The organism is Planococcus maritimus (assembly GCF_001592825.1).
Classification (GTDB): domain Bacteria; phylum Bacillota; class Bacilli; order Bacillales_A; family Planococcaceae; genus Planococcus; species Planococcus maritimus_C.
This window is the reverse complement of the sequence record NZ_LTZG01000001.1, coordinates 813,203-831,944: the sequence shown is the minus strand read 5'-3', so window position 1 is coordinate 831,944 and position 18,742 is coordinate 813,203. Positions and strand designations below refer to the sequence as shown.

Annotated in this window: 15 protein-coding genes and 1 pseudogene; 15 read left to right on the top strand and 1 reads right to left on the bottom strand. The window is 34.0% G+C overall.

From position 1 onward, the window contains the following. Window positions 1-9 precede the first annotated feature (9 nt). The 12 genes from AY633_RS04110 to galU all read left to right on the top strand — a co-directional run bounded on the left by AY633_RS04110 (window position 10) and on the right by galU (window position 13,323). Entirely contained in the window at window positions 10-1,164 is a 1,155-nt protein-coding gene (locus tag AY633_RS04110; protein ID WP_068486738.1) for a DegT/DnrJ/EryC1/StrS family aminotransferase, read from the top strand. After that, entirely contained in the window at window positions 1,161-1,790 is a 630-nt protein-coding gene (locus AY633_RS04105; protein ID WP_390176111.1) for a sugar transferase, read from the top strand. Before AY633_RS04110 ends, AY633_RS04105 begins: the two co-directional genes overlap by 4 nt. A 24-nt stretch (window positions 1,791-1,814) precedes the next feature. Then, on the top strand, window positions 1,815-2,465 hold the full coding sequence (locus AY633_RS04100) for a NeuD/PglB/VioB family sugar acetyltransferase (RefSeq protein WP_068486737.1): 651 nt from the start codon (window positions 1,815-1,817) through the stop codon (window positions 2,463-2,465). A 202-nt stretch (window positions 2,466-2,667) separates the two neighbouring features. Continuing rightward, on the top strand, window positions 2,668-3,747 hold the full coding sequence (locus AY633_RS04095; protein WP_068486736.1) for a glycosyltransferase family 4 protein: 1,080 nt from the start codon (window positions 2,668-2,670) through the stop codon (window positions 3,745-3,747). Between the two features lie 12 nt (window positions 3,748-3,759). Beyond that, entirely contained in the window at window positions 3,760-4,914 is a 1,155-nt protein-coding gene (locus AY633_RS04090) for a glycosyltransferase family 4 protein (RefSeq protein ID WP_068486733.1), read from the top strand. Between the two features lie 37 nt (window positions 4,915-4,951). Next, entirely contained in the window at window positions 4,952-6,043 is a 1,092-nt protein-coding gene (locus tag AY633_RS04085; RefSeq protein WP_068486730.1) for an EpsG family protein, read from the top strand. 71 nt (window positions 6,044-6,114) lie between these two features. Next, window positions 6,115-7,284 (top strand): polysaccharide pyruvyl transferase family protein, encoded by a 1,170-nt coding sequence (locus AY633_RS04080; RefSeq protein WP_068486727.1) that lies wholly within the window; start codon window positions 6,115-6,117, stop codon window positions 7,282-7,284. Next, window positions 7,265-8,413, top strand: a complete 1,149-nt coding sequence (locus tag AY633_RS04075; protein WP_068486726.1) for a glycosyltransferase family 1 protein — start codon at window positions 7,265-7,267, stop codon at window positions 8,411-8,413. The genes AY633_RS04080 and AY633_RS04075 overlap by 20 nt, the downstream gene beginning before the upstream one ends. Beyond that, complete coding sequence (locus tag AY633_RS04070; RefSeq protein ID WP_068486725.1) at window positions 8,413-9,771, top strand: oligosaccharide flippase family protein; 1,359 nt, start codon at window positions 8,413-8,415, stop codon at window positions 9,769-9,771. Before AY633_RS04075 ends, AY633_RS04070 begins: the two co-directional genes overlap by 1 nt. Before the next feature lie 89 nt (window positions 9,772-9,860). After that, window positions 9,861-11,240, top strand: a complete 1,380-nt coding sequence (locus tag AY633_RS04065) for a UDP-glucose dehydrogenase family protein (protein WP_068486723.1) — start codon at window positions 9,861-9,863, stop codon at window positions 11,238-11,240. After that, entirely contained in the window at window positions 11,212-12,255 is a 1,044-nt protein-coding gene (locus AY633_RS04060; protein WP_068486721.1) for a GDP-mannose 4,6-dehydratase, read from the top strand. The genes AY633_RS04065 and AY633_RS04060 overlap by 29 nt, the downstream gene beginning before the upstream one ends. Window positions 12,256-12,441: 186 nt before the next feature. Beyond that, entirely contained in the window at window positions 12,442-13,323 is an 882-nt protein-coding gene (galU, locus tag AY633_RS04055; protein WP_068486719.1) for a UTP--glucose-1-phosphate uridylyltransferase GalU, read from the top strand. 576 nt (window positions 13,324-13,899) lie between these two features. Here the strand turns inward: galU and AY633_RS16905 are convergent. Beyond that, the gene (locus AY633_RS16905) at window positions 13,900-14,199 is read right to left on the bottom strand and encodes an ATP-binding protein (RefSeq protein ID WP_390176115.1); all 300 of its coding nucleotides are present in this window, start codon (window positions 14,197-14,199) and stop codon (window positions 13,900-13,902) included. Window positions 14,200-14,342: 143 nt separating this feature from the next. Here AY633_RS16905 and AY633_RS04050 point away from each other — a divergent pair, with 143 nt between their 5' ends. The 3 genes and pseudogenes from AY633_RS04050 (at window position 14,343) to AY633_RS04040 (ending at window position 18,736) form a co-directional block, all read left to right on the top strand. After that, window positions 14,343-16,376, top strand: a complete 2,034-nt coding sequence (locus AY633_RS04050; protein ID WP_068486717.1) for a cell wall-binding repeat-containing protein — start codon at window positions 14,343-14,345, stop codon at window positions 16,374-16,376. Between the two features lie 156 nt (window positions 16,377-16,532). After that, window positions 16,533-17,712, top strand: a pseudogene (locus AY633_RS04045) (IS256 family transposase). 391 nt (window positions 17,713-18,103) lie between these two features. Continuing rightward, window positions 18,104-18,736 (top strand): DUF1919 domain-containing protein, encoded by a 633-nt coding sequence (locus tag AY633_RS04040; protein WP_068486716.1) that lies wholly within the window; start codon window positions 18,104-18,106, stop codon window positions 18,734-18,736. The last annotated feature ends 6 nt before the right edge of the window (window positions 18,737-18,742 follow it).

Genomic DNA, 18,742 nt, shown 5'->3' with positions numbered 1-18,742 from the left:
GGGAGCGTAATGGTTCAGTTGAATCGAAAAAATCAAGTTAATAAAAAAGATAAGCGAATATTCCTCTCTTCACCTCATATGAGTGATGAAGGATACGAGCAAGCTTATGTAAAAGAGGCTTTTGATACAAATTGGATTGCTCCTCTTGGAACGAATGTTGATGAATTTGAAAAAGAGTTAGCAAAAAAAGTAGGGATTAAATCGGCGGTGGCTCTATCTTCTGGGACTGCGGCAATCCACTTAGCCTTAAAAGCAGCGGGCGTTAAAAAAGGAGATATCGTCTTCTGTTCAACACTTACTTTCTCCGCTACGGCTAATCCAATCATATACGAAGGTGCTATGCCCGTGTTTATCGATAGTGATTATAAAACGTGGAATATGGATCCTGATGCTCTAGAAGAGGCGTTTGAAAAATATCCTGATGTAAAAGCAGTGATTGTAGTGCACTTGTATGGCATGTCTGCTGATATGGACCGGATTGTTGAACTATGCAATAAGTATAATGTTTCGTTGATTGAAGATGCTGCTGAATCACTTGGAACTTATTATAAAGGACAACATACCGGTACTTTCGGTAATTACGGAATATTTTCATTCAATGGGAACAAAATTATTACCACTTCTGGTGGTGGGATGCTTGTTTCTGATAATGAAGAGAGAATTCAAAAAGCGAAATTTTGGGCTACGCAATCTAGAGACCAAGCAAGACATTATCAGCACAGTGAACTTGGATATAATTACCGGATGAGTAATGTCTCTGCTGGAATAGGCCGTGGACAATTAAAAGTGCTAGAAAATCGGGTAGCTAAAAAAAATTTCATTTTGACTTATTATAAGGATAATCTAAACGACTTAGAAGGTATGCAATTGATGCCAGATAATGATTGGGATGAAGCTAATTACTGGTTAAGCGCAGCCTTATTGACTGGTGAAGTAAGACCAAATGATATTATGGAAGCTTTAGAAGCAGAAAATATAGAATCTCGCCCCGTCTGGAAGCCAATGCATATGCAACCTTATTTTAAAGATTTTGATTTTGTTGGTAAGGGGATTTTTGAAGATCTATTTATTAATGGCATTTGTTTGCCGAGTGATTCAAAAATGACATTGGAAGATTTAAAGCGTGTAGTGCTAACTGTTCGAAGAGTGTGGGGAAATAAATGATAAGAAGTAAACAGAATAGAATATACAAAAAATTTATCAAACGATTAATTGATCTTGTTTTTTCACTAATGGCAATAATAGTATTAAGCCCCGTTTATATCGTAGTTGCTCTTTTAGTAAGAGTTAATCTGGGGTCCCCGGTGATTTTTAAACATAAAAGGCCTGGTTTGAACGAAGAAGTATTTCCTATGTACAAGTTTCGTTCCATGACCAATGAGAAAGATGAAAATGGTAACTTGCTGCCTAACAATCTTCGACATACAAAGTTCGGTAAAATTCTAAGGTCTAGCTCATTGGATGAATTACCAGGGTTTTTAAATGTATTAAAGGGTGAAATGTCTCTTGTTGGACCGCGTCCGCTACTTATTGATTACTTAGATTTGTATAATGAGGAACAAAAAAAGCGGCATAATGTAAGACCTGGTTTAACTGGATATGCCCAAGTTAATGGTCGAAATACAATCGGTTGGGAAGAAAAGTTTAATCACGATCTTTTTTATGTAGAAAATGTATCCTTACTTTTAGATATAAAAATAATATTCATGACAGTAGTGAAAATTATTAAACGAAGTGATATAAATTCAAACGAAAAAACTACAATGAAAAGATTTGAAGGTAGTAAATAATCTCTCGAGAGAGTAGGTTTTAATATGTTGAGTAACGATATTTTCATTATAGGTGCTGGCACATATGGCGAAGCTATGTGTGAATTAGCAGAACATGCGGGTTATACTATAGCAGGTTTTTTTGACGAAGACGAAAGCAAAATCGGTCAGACAGTGATGGAGAGTTTGGTGATTGGGAAGTTTTCGACTTTGCCAGCGAAGTATATAAAAGGAAGAAAGTTTATCGTTGCAATCGGTAATAACGAAATTAGATGTAATTTGATGGAATTCATTAATAAGCACAATGGTGAAACCCCAACTTTAATTCATTCGTCAGCAGTAATCAGCCCCACTGCTAAAATTGGTCAGGGTGTATACATTCAAGCAAATGCCACTGTGTGGACAAAAGTAGAAATTAAAGATTATTGTATTTTAAGTCCAGGAGTAGTAATAGCACATCATACTATGGTGGAAAGAGGATGTTTGGTTTCGACTCTTACTAGTGTTGGGGCATCAATAAAGATTAAAGAAAAAGTATTTATTGGCATGGGATGTACAATCGTAACTGGGCTCAATCAAATAGGAGAGAGCACGATTATTGGAGCGGGAACTGTACTTCTTCAAGATGCAGAAAGTCATAGTGTATATGTAGGTACACCAGGAAGAAAGATAAAAAGTTTAGTTGGAATAATTTAATATTATTAGTGATTAAGCCTAGAAAAATCTGTTTTAAACTCATAATCTTTTATATTAATTGGATATGGTATTCAGAAAAGTAAAGAAATTAAAAAATAGCGATTAATTTTAAAAAACTGGTCACTGAATCATAAGTAAGAATATTGAAAGTTGAACTTTAATTCTGCGTAATTGATCCAGTCAGGTAAGGTGGGGGAAATTAATGAAAGTTTTGATTCTTTCAAATAATGATATTGGAATATTGAAATTTAGAAGAGAACTAATCCAAGAGTTAACTAAAAAAAATGAAACTTTCATAGCTATTCCTGAAGGTAACTTTAATCCCAAAATAAGAGATTTAAAAAGTGAAATTATCGATATTCCTCTTAGTAGAAGGGGCATGAACCCACTAAATGATTTTGCACTATTTATTAAATATTTTTCGTTAATAAAAAAAATTAATCCTGATGTAGTTTTAACTTACACTATAAAGCCAAATATTTATGGAGGCTTAGCAGCAAGTTTAAATAAAGCTAGGTATATTTCCAATATTACGGGTTTAGGTACTGCTGTTGAAAAAAATGGATTTCTTCAAAAAATAACAATCTTTTTGTATAGACTAGGTTTAAAACAAGCAGATACTGTTTTCTTTCAGAATAAGTCTAATAAGAACTTCTTTGATGAAAAAAAAATAGTTGCAATTAATTCTCGAATTATTCCAGGTTCAGGAGTTAATTTAGATCATTATCAAGTTTTAAAATATCCTACTACTGAAAAGACTGTGTTTTTATTTATTGGTAGAGTTATCAAGGAAAAGGGCATCGATCAATACCTAGAAGCTGCAGTATATATAAAGAAAAAATATCAAAATGTGGAATTTCATATACTAGGCGCTGCTGATGAAAAATACATAAAACTACTAGGAGAAATGAGTAGGGAAGGAACCGTAGTTTATCACGGAAGAAAAGACGATATTAGAGAATTTCATAAGATATCCCATTGTACAATTCATCCGAGTTATTATCCCGAAGGTATGTCAAATGTTTTATTAGAGAGTGCAGCAAGTGGTAGACCGATTATTACAACTAATAGGCCAGGCTGTAAGGAAGTAGTAGATGACGGGGTTAATGGATTTATTTTTAAAGAAGTTGATACTCAGGATTTAATTCAAAAGATTGAAAAGTTCATTAGTCTAGATTATAAATCTAAAAAAAATATGGGGTTAGCTGGAAGAGAAAAAGTTGAAAGAGAGTTTAGCAGAAGTATTGTAGTTGATGAGTACTTAAAAGCTATTTATAAATAAGGGGTTAACTTAATGAAAAGAAAAATTTTGTTTCTGGAATCTCGTTTTAATTCTTTTTATGGTGCACAAAAAAGCATGGTGAAACTTATAAAGAGTTTAGATAGCGAAAAATTTGAACCCACTGTAGTTACTACAGAAAATGGAATGTTAAGCAAGAATCTTAGAAAAGAAAATATACCCTTCACAATTTTGAAAATCGGACAAGAGTCTAATGTCTTCGGAGGGAAGGTTCTTAAGTACTCCGTATTTAAAAAAATGACTGTAGGATTTCAAATTTTGGTTTATAACATAAAGTTAATCAAATACATACGAAAAAATAACATAGATATTGTGTATGTAAATGATCTTAGAGCTTTAATATATTCAATTTTATCAACAAAATTATTGAGGAAAAAAAATGTGTGGTATATAAGGTCGGATATTTCGAATTCACTTTTGACAAATATTAGTTTAAGACTTTCAACTAATATAATCACTATAGCTAATGGTGTGCTTAGACACATACCTAAATCAGTAATCGATAGTCATGCAGAAAAAATTACTAATATATATACAGGATTTAGTTTTAACGAAGGAGAAACTAATGATAAAAATATATCGAAGCAAAAACTAAAGCTACCAAAAGATAAATTACTTGTAGGTTATTTAGGATCAATAAATGAAAGGAAAGGATTAGATTTTTTAATACATTCTTTCAAAGATTTAAAAAGTGACAGCAACGAACCTAATTTATTAGTCGTAGGGGATACGAGTCCAGGATACGAGTCTCAGTGGGAAGCCCTCAAAAAAACTGCAAAAGAAAATGGCGATTTTTTAATTCATTTACCTTATTCTAATGAAATAGAAAAAATCTACAGCGCAATAGATATTTTTGTCTTGCCATCACGCTCTGAGGGATTACCAAGAGTTGCTATTGAGGCTATGAGTTATAAAGTGCCGGTCATAGTTACAGATGTTGGGGGAGCTAAAGAAATAGTTGACGACAATATAGATGGACTTGTTATCGAAAAAGATAATAAAGTCGAGCTAATTAATGCGTTAGAAATTCTCTTGAAGGATCAAAATAAAAGACTTGAATTTGGTTCAAGGGGATTTCAAAAAGTTAACAATAAATTTTCTGAGAAAGAGTTTGTACAAAAAGTAAATAATTATTTTCGAGAAATTTAATTATTAAGAAAATAATTGTATGAGAGGTAATTAAGAAATGGTTTATTCATATGTAATTTATTTTGGAGTAGTTTTACTTTCAACTTTTTTTGCTTTTTTAGCTCAGTATTTTGCAAAAACCAATGATTTAAAAACAACTCCGAACCCGTTTTTTTACTGGATATCTTTATTATCGCTAGTTCTTGTAATGGGGCTAAGAAGCATGAGTGTTGGAGTAGATGGGACTAATTATTACTATAATTATTTAAAAGCTAATTCTATGGATTTATTTACATATTATCAGAATCATATAACTGAACCAGGTTTTTATTTGTTGTATAAACTATCTTTTTTATTAGGAAATCATCAATGGTTATTTGTAATAGCAGCATTTATAACTGTCTTGTTTTTTTACAAAGCTATTTGCTATCAGATAGACAAAATAAGCTTTCCCTTAGCAATATTCATTTTTGCTAGCACGCAATACTTTTATTATTTTGGTATTATGCGGATGGGTATAGCTGTTGCAATAATTGCATATGCTTACAAGTATATTTTAGAAGGTAATAATAAAAAATATATTTTATGGGTCATAGTAGCAACTACCTTCCATTATTCGGCACTCTTTGCTTTAGTAGTACTATTCTTTAATAAAAATAAAAATGGCTTTTTCAAAAAAGAAAATATCCTAAAAATAGCAGTAATTATTCCCTTAGGATTTTTGGCTGTAAGGTTTATAATCTTTCCATTCTTAACAGCAGATCGATATGCAGGTTATGTAGAGTCCTCTGGTGTCTTTGATATTGGGTTCATTACTACTTTACCATTATTAGTAATATTTTCGTTTTTCTATAATAGGCTTACAATAGCTCATCCTCATTTTCAGTTTTATTATTTTTTATTTTTAGCAAAAGTAGTTACAGAACTTTTTTCGCCAATAATCGGTACTGGAAGAATGGTATGGTATTTGAATTTTAGTATTTGTTTCTTATTTCCAATAATTTTGAAGATTAACAACGATAAAAAAATTAAGGTTTTAATTCTAATTATCGCTATCTTATACAGTGCTTTTTATAGTTATAATGCCTATTTTGGTGATTCGTGGCGTGGACAAAACATGTTTCCATATAAATTATTTTATATTACTTAAGAGCTGCGATGTAAAATTTTTACAACCAATGAAATCTTAAACTTGACGGAATTTAGAAGGTGGTTTTAGTTATGAAAAGAATATTGTTGTGTGGAGTTCCTAACTCAGGGAATTTAGGGGACAGAGTAATTGCTGAATCCATAAATTATATTTTTTCAACATCTCATAATAGTTATGAGATTCAAAATTTCGATTTAACGAATGGACTAATGAGAAAAGAACAGAAGTTAGTGAAAATTGGTTTAGCATCATCTAATTTTACTAAAAGAATGATTCCAAATTCACTTAGGAGAAGAAAAGTGATAAATGTTTATAAGAAAAATTCTTCTTTGACTATATCTATAAAAAAACATATATCTGAAACTGATGTTGTTGTCATTGGAGGAGGACACCTATTAATTGATAATTACCTTAATTTCCCAACGGCGATAGATAATATTGTGAAAGAGGCAAAAATTCAGGGTATACCTGTAATTTTTGCATTTGTTGGAGCCAAAGGGCCTTGGAGTAAAACCGCTAAGGAATTGCTTACAAGTGCATTAGAATATGCAACATACATAGTAGTTAGGGATAGGGACTCGAAAGAGTTTCTATTATCAATTAACAAAAACTTGAACGAGAAATTAGTAGCCATTTCCGATCCAGCCTTATTTGTTAAAGAAATAATTGGAGTAAGTAGTGAAGAAAAGGTGAAAACTAATATAGGATTGGGAATTATGGATCCTAATGAAATTAGAAGACATAGCAATCTTAGATGGAGTAGAAGGAAATCTGCTTTGTGGTGGAGCGAGCTAGCAAAAAACTTAGTTTCCAAAGGATATCAAGTCTCTATATTTACAAACGGTGCTGCAACAGATAACGGATTTGTTGAATACTTCATAAAAAAAGAATTAAAAGACGTGCAAGAAGTCGACTATTGTGAATATCCGACAACACATGTAATGTTACTAAATAGTATTAAAAAGCAAGACATTATCATTGCCCAAAGGTTACATGCATGTTTGCCTGCTATTTCATTAGGAAAAATTACTTTTGGTCTCGCATGGGACAGAAAGTTAGAAAATATACTAAAAGAATTGGACTTAGCAGACTTTTTAATCGATTTCAATGATTCACCAACATTAAATATGAATAAAATTGAACTACAGTTGGCAGTCAAAGATAGCGATAAATTGAAAAATGAAAATCTCATAAATGCTAAAAAAAGGGAGATGTTAGCATTTGTCAACCAAAAAATCTGACAAGGTAATTAAAGTTTTACATGTAGTTGGGGGTATGTCTGCGGGAGGACTCGAATCACTGATTATGAATATTTATAGAAATATAGATAGGAGTAAATTTCAGTTCGACTTTGCAGTTCAGGTAGATGAAAAATGTTTTTATGATGATGAAATTATTAAAATGGGTGGGAAAATTATAGTTCATCCCAAACCTAAAAATGGATTAGAAAAGTATAAAAAGGCTTTAGGGAATACGTTAGAAAACTATGGAGGATATGATGTTGTTCATAGTCATGTTCTTTTTTTCAGTGGTATAGCTTTGGAAGTAGCTAAGAAACATAATGTCCCTATCAGGATTGCCCATAGTCATAACACAAGCGATAGTAAGAAAGATACTTTTTATAGAGAAATTTACAGATCAATGATGAGAAGAAAAATAATCTCTAATGCAACTAGTATGATAGGTTGCTCTAAAGAAGCCTGCGAGTATACGTTTGGGAGGACTCAATACAAAAAAAATAAAGCCAAACATTTTCCTAATGCTATCGAAATAAGTAAATACAAAAACCTCGAATTTGAAGGTGGAAATTTAAAAAGTGAATTAGGTATAGAGGAAGACAGTATCTTAGTAGGTCATATTGGACGCTTTAGTAGACAGAAAAATCATTCCTTTCTTTTAGATGTATTTTCAAAATACGCTGAGAACGAACGAAAGGCTCATCTGATATTGGTGGGAGAAGGTGCAGAGTTAGAAAATATAAAGAACAAAATAACCGAGAATAATTTAGAAAAATGCGTTCATCTTTTAGGTATAAGAAAAGATATCCCTAACGTATTAAACTCGCTTGATTTGTTTTTGTTCCCTTCGCTATATGAAGGATTAGGTATCGTTATAGTAGAAGCTCAAGCGGCCGGGATACCTTGTCTTATTTCTGAGAATATTCCATTAGAAGCAGACATAAACATTGGCTTAATAAATAGACTTAGTTACGAAAAAGATGGTGAAAAAAAATGGGTTCATGAAATAACAAATCTAGTTGAAAAAAATAAAAGGAACTGGAGTCAAATTGAACCAGCCTTAAAGAAATCAGGTTATGATATAGAAGAAAGCGTAGAAAGGCTAACAAAAATATATACAGGTAAATATTGATGAAAAAAATTATAAAAAAAATTAATCTTTCTAAAAATAAAAAAAATATAGCAAAAATAACATCAGGAACTTTTTTGGGGCAACTGATTTCTTTGGCTAGCCTGCCAATATTGGCGAGATTATATGGAGTGGAAGTTTTCGGAACATGGGCGTTAATCACTGCTTTAGGTATGATCATTTCTTCATACTCTGATTTAGGAATGTCTAACTTGGTAATGATTGAAAAGAAAGAGAACTTAAAAAAAACTTACAGAGTAATTTCTTCTATTGCTCTCTTTTTAAGCTTAATATCTAGCTTTTTAATCACTTTGGTTTACTCTATTATTTCGGATAGTTTACTTATTTCTCCGTATCTTTTTTTTGTGATATTATTTTTATCTTCATTTTTATCACAACAAGTACAGTTATGCTATACATGGTTAAATCGCAATGAAAAATATGATGTTTTGATGAAAAATCCCCTTATTAATTATAGTATATATGGTATTAGTGGGATTGTTTTTGGAGTATTAGGATTTGTCCATTATGGATTTTATATCGCACACTTAATGGGGTCTTTTTTAACGTTTCTGAATATGAAAAAACATTTACCTCGGGGGATGTTAATATTTAATATAAAAGAGATTTTGAGCTTTATTATGGAAAACAGAAAATTTTCTATCCTACAACTACCTACAAACATAACTAATAACTTGAAGATTCAAGCTCCAACTTTATTTATTAGTTCTATATGGGGGGCAGAGATTCTTGGATACTATTCAATAACATTAAGGATTCTTCAAATGCCTGTAATACTAATAGCAAAAGCTATTGGGAGAGTATTTTTTCAAGTGATTTCGGAAATGAAGAGAACTAATAAGAAGATTGGCAATTATGTTTTAAGAAATGTGCACAAAGCAATGAAAATTGCAGTTCTGCCAATGATTGCATTAGTGGGCTTCGGTGATGTTTTAACTGTTTCATTTTTAGGTGATCAGTGGGTAATAGCTGGTGATTTTGTTAGAATTTTAGCTTTGCAATACTTTTTCATGTTTCTTCAAAGTTCTATGCAAGGGCTAGCAATAACTTTAGATAAACAACAGTACGCATTGATAGCAAACACTGTTCAAATTCTTTTTTTAGTGGTAGCAATTTTGGTCGGTCAATACTACTTCGATAGTATATATGTTGCTCTATTGTTAATAGCTATATTTACTATATTTATACAAATAGTATATTTTAGTAGTCTTTTTAAGGTTATGGAAATTTCCAGGTTTATTTATTTAAAAAAAGTTACTACAAGTATTACTATAATTTTAGTAACTTCCTTTTTTTTAAGAGGATTATTTAACTTTGCTTATGAAGTAATTACGAGATAAATTTAGATACTCATTAATTATGATAATCAATTCGATTATAGGTATCAGTGGCTTGATATTGAGATTGAAGTAAAAAAGGGATGACTAAAATGTTTAAGATTGCAGTGGCCGGAACAGGATATGTAGGTTTAGTCGCAGGTGTATGTTTCGCTGAAATGGGACATCAGGTGACCTGTGTTGATATTGACGAGCAGAAAGTGCAATTAATGAAGTCTGGTATTACACCAATTTTCGAAAGAGATCTAGAAGAACTGATGCAAAGTAATTATGCTGCTGGAAGAATCGATTACACTACTGATTTCCATTCAGCTTACAAAAATGCCGACGCAGTCTTCATCGGTGTAGGCACACCAGAAAATGAAGATGGATCTGCTAATCTTTCATACATAGCAACAGTAGCTAGACAGATTGCTGAAAATGTAGAAAAAGATTGTTTAGTAGTGGTGAAATCTACTGTTCCAGTGGGAACAAATGACAAGGTCGAACAGTTCATCAGTGATTTCTTAGTAAATGATGTACGTGTTGAAGTAGCCTCTAACCCTGAGTTTTTAGCTCAAGGATCTGCTGTTCATGACACATTACATGCTAAGCGTATTGTTATCGGGACTGAAAGCGAGTGGGCCAGAGAGTTACTTAAAGGTATTTATGAGCCCTTTAATTTACCGATTGTTGCCGTGAATAGACGTTCTGCTGAGATGATTAAGTACGCTTCTAATGATTTCCTTGCTCTTAAGATTTCATATATGAACGATATTGCAAATCTTTGTGAGTTAGTTGGTGCGGATGTTCAAGATGTGGCAGAGGGCATGAGCTTTGATGATCGTATAGGAAGTAAGTTTTTAAACGCGGGTATCGGTTATGGCGGATCATGTTTCCCTAAAGACACGAAAGCCCTGGAATACCTTGCCACTCAAAACGGTTATGATTTGAAGACAATTAAAGCTGCTATCGACATTAATAAAGATCAAAAAACTCTTCTTTATAAAAAAGCTAGTAATCGTTTGATAACGTTTAATGGATTAAAGGTAGCAGTTCTTGGATTAACCTTTAAACCCGGCACAGATGATTTGAGAGAAGCTCCTTCTCTTGAGAACGTTCCGTTACTATTAGCGCAAGGTGCTGATATCTATGCTTACGATCCAATCGGAGCAGAGAACTTTGCAAAAGTTTATCCTGAAGGTCCACACGGGAAAGGCAATATTAGGTATGTAAAAAATGCTGAAGAGGCATTAAAAGGTGCAAACGTTTGCTTCATCTTCACTGAATGGGAAGAAATTAAGTCAGTGCAACCAGAAGCATTCAAGCTATTGATGCGGACGCCATTAATCTACGATGGACGAAATCTACATGAAGTAGAACGAATGGTAAAGGCGGGAGTGGAATATCACTCAGTTGGACGTCCATCAGCTAAAAGGGTAAGTCGTGAGGAGGCGAAGGAACGTGAGTTACAAACCTCTAAGCGTGGATAAAACTTATTTAGTCACAGGCGCTGCAGGTTTTATCGGGCATTATTTATCTAAGCGTTTACTCGATAAAGGTTGCAAAGTAATCGGTCTGGATAATATGAATGATTATTACGATGTTAAATTGAAAGAACAAAGACTTGAGTTATTGGCGCCTTATGAAAAATTCACTTTTTTAAAGAATGATATCTCTAACAAAGAGACTCTGATGGAAATATTTGGTGATCACAAGCCTGATATCGTTGTGAACTTAGCAGCACAGGCTGGCGTTCGGTATTCTATCGAAAACCCAGATGCTTATATTCAAAGTAATATTATCGGATTTTACAATATTCTTGAAGCATGCAGACATTACCCGGTAGAACATCTACTCTATGCTTCCTCAAGTTCTGTATATGGCGCCAATAAGAAAGTACCTTTTGAAGAAACTGATTTCGTCGATCAGCCAGTTTCACTCTATGCTTCGACTAAAAAGTCTAATGAATTGATGGCACACACTTATAGTCATCTATATAAATTCGCTTCGACTGGGCTGAGGTTCTTTACGGTTTACGGGCCAATGGGCAGACCCGATATGGCATACTTCGGATTTACCGATAAGTTCTTTAACGAGGAAGAAATTAAAATCTATAATAATGGTGATTTTGATAACGATCTGTATCGTGATTTCACTTATATTGATGACATAGTAGAGGGAATTGAAAGACTCTTATCGAATCCACCTTCTGCTGATGGCCAAGTACCGCATAAAGTATTCAATATCGGCAACAATAATCCAGAGAAGCTAATGAAGTTTATAGGGGCGCTAGAGAAAGCATTGAGTAATACTCTCGGTGAAAAAGTTGAATTTAAAAAGAGCTTTGAACCAATCAAACCTGGCGATGTACCAGCCACTTACGCATCCACTGACCAACTACAAAAAGCAGTTGGATTTAAGCCGACTACTTCTATTGAAGACGGACTACAAAAGTTTGTAAACTGGTACTGCAAGTATTATGATGTGAAACAGATAAAAGCATAAAAAATCCCTCACCTCTGTGGAAAAGGTGAGGGATTTTTAAATAAAATAGTAATAAATACCTCAATATATTTCAGTAATTAATAGTTACATATTCCTTGGGAAAATGGTATAATTTTTACATCTTATGAAAGTATTTAAAAGATATATACAGGATTTTCTGTAAATAATTGATTAGAAGGTGCAAAGATGAAAGTGAAAAAGGCCATTATCCCAGCTGCAGGACTAGGAACGAGATTTTTACCGGCAACCAAAGCAATGCCAAAAGAAATGCTGCCAATTGTTGATAAACCAACAATTCAATATATTGTTGAGGAAGCTATTGCTTCTGGTATTGAAGACATCATCATCGTTACAGGTAAAAACAAACGTTCAATTGAAGATCATTTCGATCACGCATTCGAGCTTGAAGATACATTGATGAAAAAAGGAAAAATGGATATGCTCGATTCTGTGTTGCAAACATCAAATGTTGAAATCCACTATATTCGTCAAAAGCAACCGCTCGGCCTTGGCCATGCCATCTGGTCTGCACGTAAGTTCATCGGTGATGAGCCATTCGCAGTATTGCTTGGTGATGACATTGTAGAGCACTCTGAGCCGTGTCTAGCTCAATTGATGAACCAGTATGAACAAACTCAAAATAGCATTATCGGTGTACAGCAAGTAGCTGAGAATCAAACTAATCGCTATGGCATTATTGATCCAATCTCAATCGATAATAAGCTGATTGCTGTAAACAAATTCGTAGAGAAGCCAGCACTAGGTACAGCACCATCAAACTATGCGATTATGGGTCGTTATGTACTGACACCGGAAATCTTCCAATTCTTGGAGAAGCATGAACTCGGGGCTGGTGGAGAAATCCAGTTAACGGATGCTATACAACAGCTTAACGAAGAACAAGCAGTATATGCTTACGAATTTGAAGGCAGACGCTTTGATGTTGGAGAGAAGTTTGGCTTTATTGAAACGACAATCGAATTTGCATTGCAACGTCCAGAATTGAAAGATCAATTGCTGGAACTATTTGAGAAAAAATTAAAAGAAGCGAAATCGGGAGTGAAATGAAAGTTAGTGTCAGGAACAGTAATTGACTTACTGCTCCTAATATTGGTTCCTAAGTTCAATTACAATATAAAGTAATTTTGAAACAAATATAATTCAGGTCTTCGTTGCCCTTGTAAATCGAATATTGGTGATGGTATTGCCATCTTACTCTACACAACATCCTTTAAATAGAATCACCTGCCTATATTTTAGAGTGACTTCGGACAAAAATTAGAACTACTATAGATATGAGTGGATTACTTCTACATAATTGGTTTGCAGATTATGCTGTAGAATTAATTGATTACAGCCACTAACATGAGAACTATTGCCATCTTTTTACAGTTGAGCACTGAAGAATGTATCATTTAATGATACGGATATGCACTACTCGATAAGATACCTTTATATGATTGATGTGCACGCCTACTGGTGTGCACATTTTTTATATGAGGTATTTTTTTGTTTCAATACATCAGAATCCAAGGTTAAAAAGGGGGTGCAACGCCGGTTTAATTTCCCCATTATAGTAGGAATAAAACTTGAACTACTCTGCAGGTAGGTTAGCCGGATAAATTCCGGCTTTTTTTCTTTTCCCTAAGACTGTTTTTGATAAGTAAAAAATGCAGTGAATGGCAGTTGAAAATGTCGCTTGCCAATGCACCTTTTCCTATTCGATAAATTTTTATACGAGGTTAGAATCATCGTGCCATGCTCATATCTCCAAGAGATGACTTGGAGAAAGACTTTCGCTGAGAACTCTTCGTAAGGAAAGTAGCCGACCTCGTCTAGCACGAGCAAATCTGACCGTATCCATTTTTTGATGAGTCGGGAGGCCGTCCCTTTGGCCTCTGCCTTATAGTACTCCGCGACTAGATCGACAGCGGTAAGGAACAGAAAACTAATAACAATAGCTTTTTAGTAATCATTTCAATTCAAGCACAAAAGTTTAACGTTGTTTTAACCAATTGAATACATGCTAATTAAACAAAATGTTAAAAGGAAGATAGCTGATTGAAAATCACAAAGGAGGGGATATTTTGGGTAAGCTAAATTTGGGAATACTTATTATACTTTTGACTGTAACTATGATTTCAATGTGTTTTCAAAATGTAACCAATGCAGAATCCGAGCATTCAGTCAGAGACTTTGGTGCAACAGGAAATGGTGAAGTGGATGATACTATTGCTATTCAAAATGCTATCGATTTCGCATATTCAAATGGAAATAAAACAGTATTTTTTTCTAAAGGCATATATCTAGTTGATTCTTCAACTTCTCTAGTTGTTAAAGATGGTATTGTTTTGAAATTTGAAAATGAAGCGATATTGAAAGCGATACCAAATGCATTAGAACGTTCAGAGGTAATTAGAATTCATGATGTAAAAAATGTCAAAATACTAGGTTATCCTGAAATTATTGGAGAGCGGGATGAACATTTAGGAAGTACTGGCGAATGGGGATTTGGAGTTAGTATAAGAGGGGCAGAGAATATCTACATTGAAAATGCTAAAATATCCAACTTTTGGGGAGATGGAATTTATATAGGAAGTACCGCCAAAAAAAATTACAATATAAACATTGAAATAAATAATGTTGAGTTAACTAATAATCGTCGACAAGGGATATCAATTATTTCAGTAGAGAATTTATTAATCAAAGACGCTACGATAACAAATACAAATGGAACTAGTCCACAATGTGGTATAGATATAGAACCGAATAATGGAAATGAAAGATTAGTAGGAATAAGAATCATTAACCTATCCACGAGTAATAATGCTGGTTCTGGATTAAAGTTTTATTTAAAGCGTATCCAAAACAATACTCGTCCAATAGATATTTATGTTGATTCAAAAAAGAATATTCAAGATGGTATTTCGGTTAGAGAAATTTCCGGAGTTAACGGTATTATCAATGTTCAGGGTTACTATTATCTTTCAGATAAAGAGATAGTTGCTGAACCAACAATCAGACCTATAAATGATAGGTCTACTAGATTAGAAGGAAATGCAACTGTATACTCTATGGTTACGGCGGTAGTAGACACAAAGATTATTGGCAGTGCAAAATCAAATGCACAAGGCGTTTATTCAATGACTATTCCAAAGCAGCCTGAAGGAAAATCTATAAAGTTAATTGCTGAAGATCCATTTGGGAATTTGAGCAAAGAAATAATAGTGGTAGTGGAAAAATTTGTGGGTGAGAGACCACTACGAATTGCTGGTCAAAATCGTTATGAAACTGCTATTGAGATTTCAAAGAAGTCGTGGAATAATGCGGATACCGTATTATTAACTACTGGTGAAGATTTTCCAGATGCACTCACCGGTGGTCCACTTGGGTATAAAGAAAATGCACCGATACTATTAACAAGAAGCAAATCACTTAACAAAGAAACAGAAAATGAAATAGAACGATTAAAAGCAAAAAGAATAACAATATTGGGTAGTGAAGGAGCAGTTTCTAAAGAAATTGAGAATTTATTGCTAGACAAAGGTCTTATTGTAGAGAGACTCGGTGGAGCAAACCGTTATGCTACAGCTGCAATAATTGCGGAACGTTTAAACTCTGAAAAAGCGATTATTGGCTCTGGCCAGAATTTCCCTGATATTCTATCAATCTCTTCGTATGCCGCTAAGAATGGTATCCCTATCCTTCTAACAAAAAAAGGAATATTGCCAAAAGAAACGAAAGATGCCTTAAGGGATAAAGAAAAAACGTACGTTATTGGTGGAATTAGCGTAATCAATGAAGACTTATTAAGTGAACTCCCAGCACCTGAAAGGTACGGAGGAGCAAATCGTTACGAGACCTCTAAGGCTATAATCATGGGATTACCATTAGGTACGCAAAATAGCTTCATTGTAACTGGTATAAACTTTCCAGATGCTTTAACAGGTTCCGCACTTTCTGCAATTCAAAATGCACCGATTAAATTAGTACAAAAAGATAAAATACCAGAAATTTATCAAGATATATTAAGGGATTATAAAGCATTCACAATTTTAGGGGGTACAGGAGTTGTAGGAATGGAGGTTGAAAATCAACTGTATCAAAATTTAATTGAATAGTTTGTATTAGGAGGCCAACAGTAAGATGTTGGTCTTTATATATTTTAGAGTATCAGCTATTTTTCCAGAGAGTGTAAATGAATAAATAGAAAAAGGAAGACCTTTTCTTGTAGAATTAAGTCACCACAACCAATTCACAGAAAAGAGGCCTTCCCTATGACTCAGTTTACAACAGATACTATGCAAGCTCTAGTAAAAAAGAAGACATCTCCGAAGTTTTTCGGATGCACCTGGAGACGGCGGTGAATACACTTCTTCAAACGGAACTAACAGCGTTCCTGGATTACGAAAAATACGACCGCCTCGGGTTCAATTCGGGTAATTCGCGGAACGGCGCCTACACGCGGACACTCCATACGGAATATGGGGATTTAGAGCTTTCGATGCCACGGGACCGGAACGGCGAATTCAACCAACAGACGGTCGCACCGTACAAGCACTCAAACGATACGCTAGAAGCCTTCGTTATTCATATGTTCTAAAAAGGCGTGACAATGTCCGAGATTTCGGACCTGATCGAGAAGATGTACGGCCATCATTACACGCCGCAAACCATCTCCAATATGACGAAAGTGATGAGCGAACAGGTCGAAGCGTTTAAATCTCGTCCGTTAGAGTAGCGCTACCTTTGTGTCTATCTGGATGCAACTTACATTGTCCTCAAGCGAGACACGGTCTCCAAGGAAGCCGTCTATATTATAATTGGCATCCGAGAGGACGGCTCAAAAGCAGTGTTGGCCTATACAGTGGCACCTACGGAATCCGCATTCGTTTGGAAAGAAGTCCTGTTGGACTTGAAAGAGCGCGGTGTCGAAGAGGTACTTTTGTTTATCTCCGATGGCTTGAAAGGCATCACTGATCGCATCTTCGCGGTCTTTCCCGATGCTCAATATCAGGCGTGCTGCGTCCACTTGTCGCGTGGGATTCGCCATAAAGTTCGCGTTACCGATCGCAAGGAGATTCTGGATGATTTCAAATCGTCTACCGGGCAGAGAACCGAGAACTGGGTGAAAAAGCGTTGAAAGCCTTTGTCGATAAATGGAAAATGGCCTATCCCAAGGTGACGAAATCGTTGGAAGCGAATCCCTATATTTTCACTTTCTACAGCTTCCCAAAATTCATTTGGCGAAGCATCTATTCAACGAACCTGATCGAGTCGTTCAACAAGAACGTAAAGAAATACAGCAAGCGCAAGAAGCAATTTCCGAACGAAGATTCCTTGGATCGCTTCCTGGTTTCCCAGTTCGAAATTTATAACCAGAACTTCTCCACCCGTTGCCATATCGGATTCGATCAAGCTCGTGCAGAGCTGACTGAGATGTTCAAGCAAGTCTAATCGATATAAATACAAGAAAAGGATTTACTTATTTACACATAATTATTGACGGTCTCGATTCTTTCTAGAGATTAAATAAAAAAGCATTTACATAAATGAGTCTTACATATATTAGGGTTAATTAATTTCTCTAAAATATTTATAATAGAACACAATGACTGTTAATACTTGAAAATTCTGTTACACTGAACCTGTTCTTTAATTTAATCAATGTAGCTTCTTAAATTAGAATTTAAATAATTATTTAAACGAAGCATTTAAAGGCAATATAAGATTAAATATATGGAAAATGAAGCTTTAAATAGGTTAATTGTTCGTTAGTTTGAACTATAGTTTACCTTGCGATAGTCTTTTTAAAGGCTTTAATACAGACTAATAATGAGGTGAGTTTATGGAAATTAATATCAAAAGTTACTTAAAAAAGGCAAAAAGAAAAATTATATTCAGAAAATACGAAGCAGAACTTTTCAATAAGGATTTCACTATAATTTCTAATAATTGCTGGGGGGGGCATGTGTACCAAGATTTAGAATTAAATTATAAGTCTCCTTTTGTTGGAATGTTTTTGTATTCTAGATGTTATTTAAAGTTGTTAAAAAATCTAGAATACTACCTACGTCAAGAATTAAAATTTACTACTAGTTCGATCTATGAAGAGGCGAATGAAAAAAGAAAGAAAACCTACTATCCAATAGCTATGCTTGATGATATTGAATTGCACATGCTACATTATAAGAATGAAGAAGAAGCTCTTGCAAAGTGGAATCGTCGCAAGTCAAGAATGAATATGGACAATATGTTTGTCAAAATGAATGCTACGCAAAAAATAGATGTTGAAACAATAAAAAAATTCGATGATTTGCCATATAGAAACAAAGTTATTTTCACAGAAAAACTTTACCCTGAAATAGAGAGTGCTATTCACATTGAAAATATGAATACAAATAAAGAAATGAATCATTATATGAAATATTTTGATGTAGTAAAGTGGATCAATAACGGAAAAAAAGAAACTAAACGTTGATCTTTG

Bases quoted from the DNA above. Each gene is read 5' to 3' on its own strand.
- AY633_RS04090 (WP_068486733.1), top strand. From the start codon at position 3,760: ATGAAAAGAAAAATTTTGTTTCTGGAATCTCGTTTTAATTCTTTTTAT.
- AY633_RS04095 (WP_068486736.1), top strand. From the start codon at position 2,668: ATGAAAGTTTTGATTCTTTCAAATAATGATATTGGAATATTGAAATTT.
- AY633_RS04070 (WP_068486725.1), top strand. From the start codon at position 8,413: ATGAAAAAAATTATAAAAAAAATTAATCTTTCTAAAAATAAAAAAAAT.
- AY633_RS04085 (WP_068486730.1), top strand. From the start codon at position 4,952: ATGGTTTATTCATATGTAATTTATTTTGGAGTAGTTTTACTTTCAACT.
- AY633_RS04100 (WP_068486737.1), top strand. From the start codon at position 1,815: ATGTTGAGTAACGATATTTTCATTATAGGTGCTGGCACATATGGCGAA.
- AY633_RS04105 (WP_390176111.1), top strand. From the start codon at position 1,161: ATGATAAGAAGTAAACAGAATAGAATATACAAAAAATTTATCAAACGA.
- AY633_RS04080 (WP_068486727.1), top strand. From the start codon at position 6,115: ATGAAAAGAATATTGTTGTGTGGAGTTCCTAACTCAGGGAATTTAGGG.
- AY633_RS04110 (WP_068486738.1), top strand. From the start codon at position 10: ATGGTTCAGTTGAATCGAAAAAATCAAGTTAATAAAAAAGATAAGCGA.
- AY633_RS04040 (WP_068486716.1), top strand. From the start codon at position 18,104: ATGGAAATTAATATCAAAAGTTACTTAAAAAAGGCAAAAAGAAAAATT.
- galU (WP_068486719.1), top strand. From the start codon at position 12,442: ATGAAAGTGAAAAAGGCCATTATCCCAGCTGCAGGACTAGGAACGAGA.
- AY633_RS04065 (WP_068486723.1), top strand. From the start codon at position 9,861: ATGTTTAAGATTGCAGTGGCCGGAACAGGATATGTAGGTTTAGTCGCA.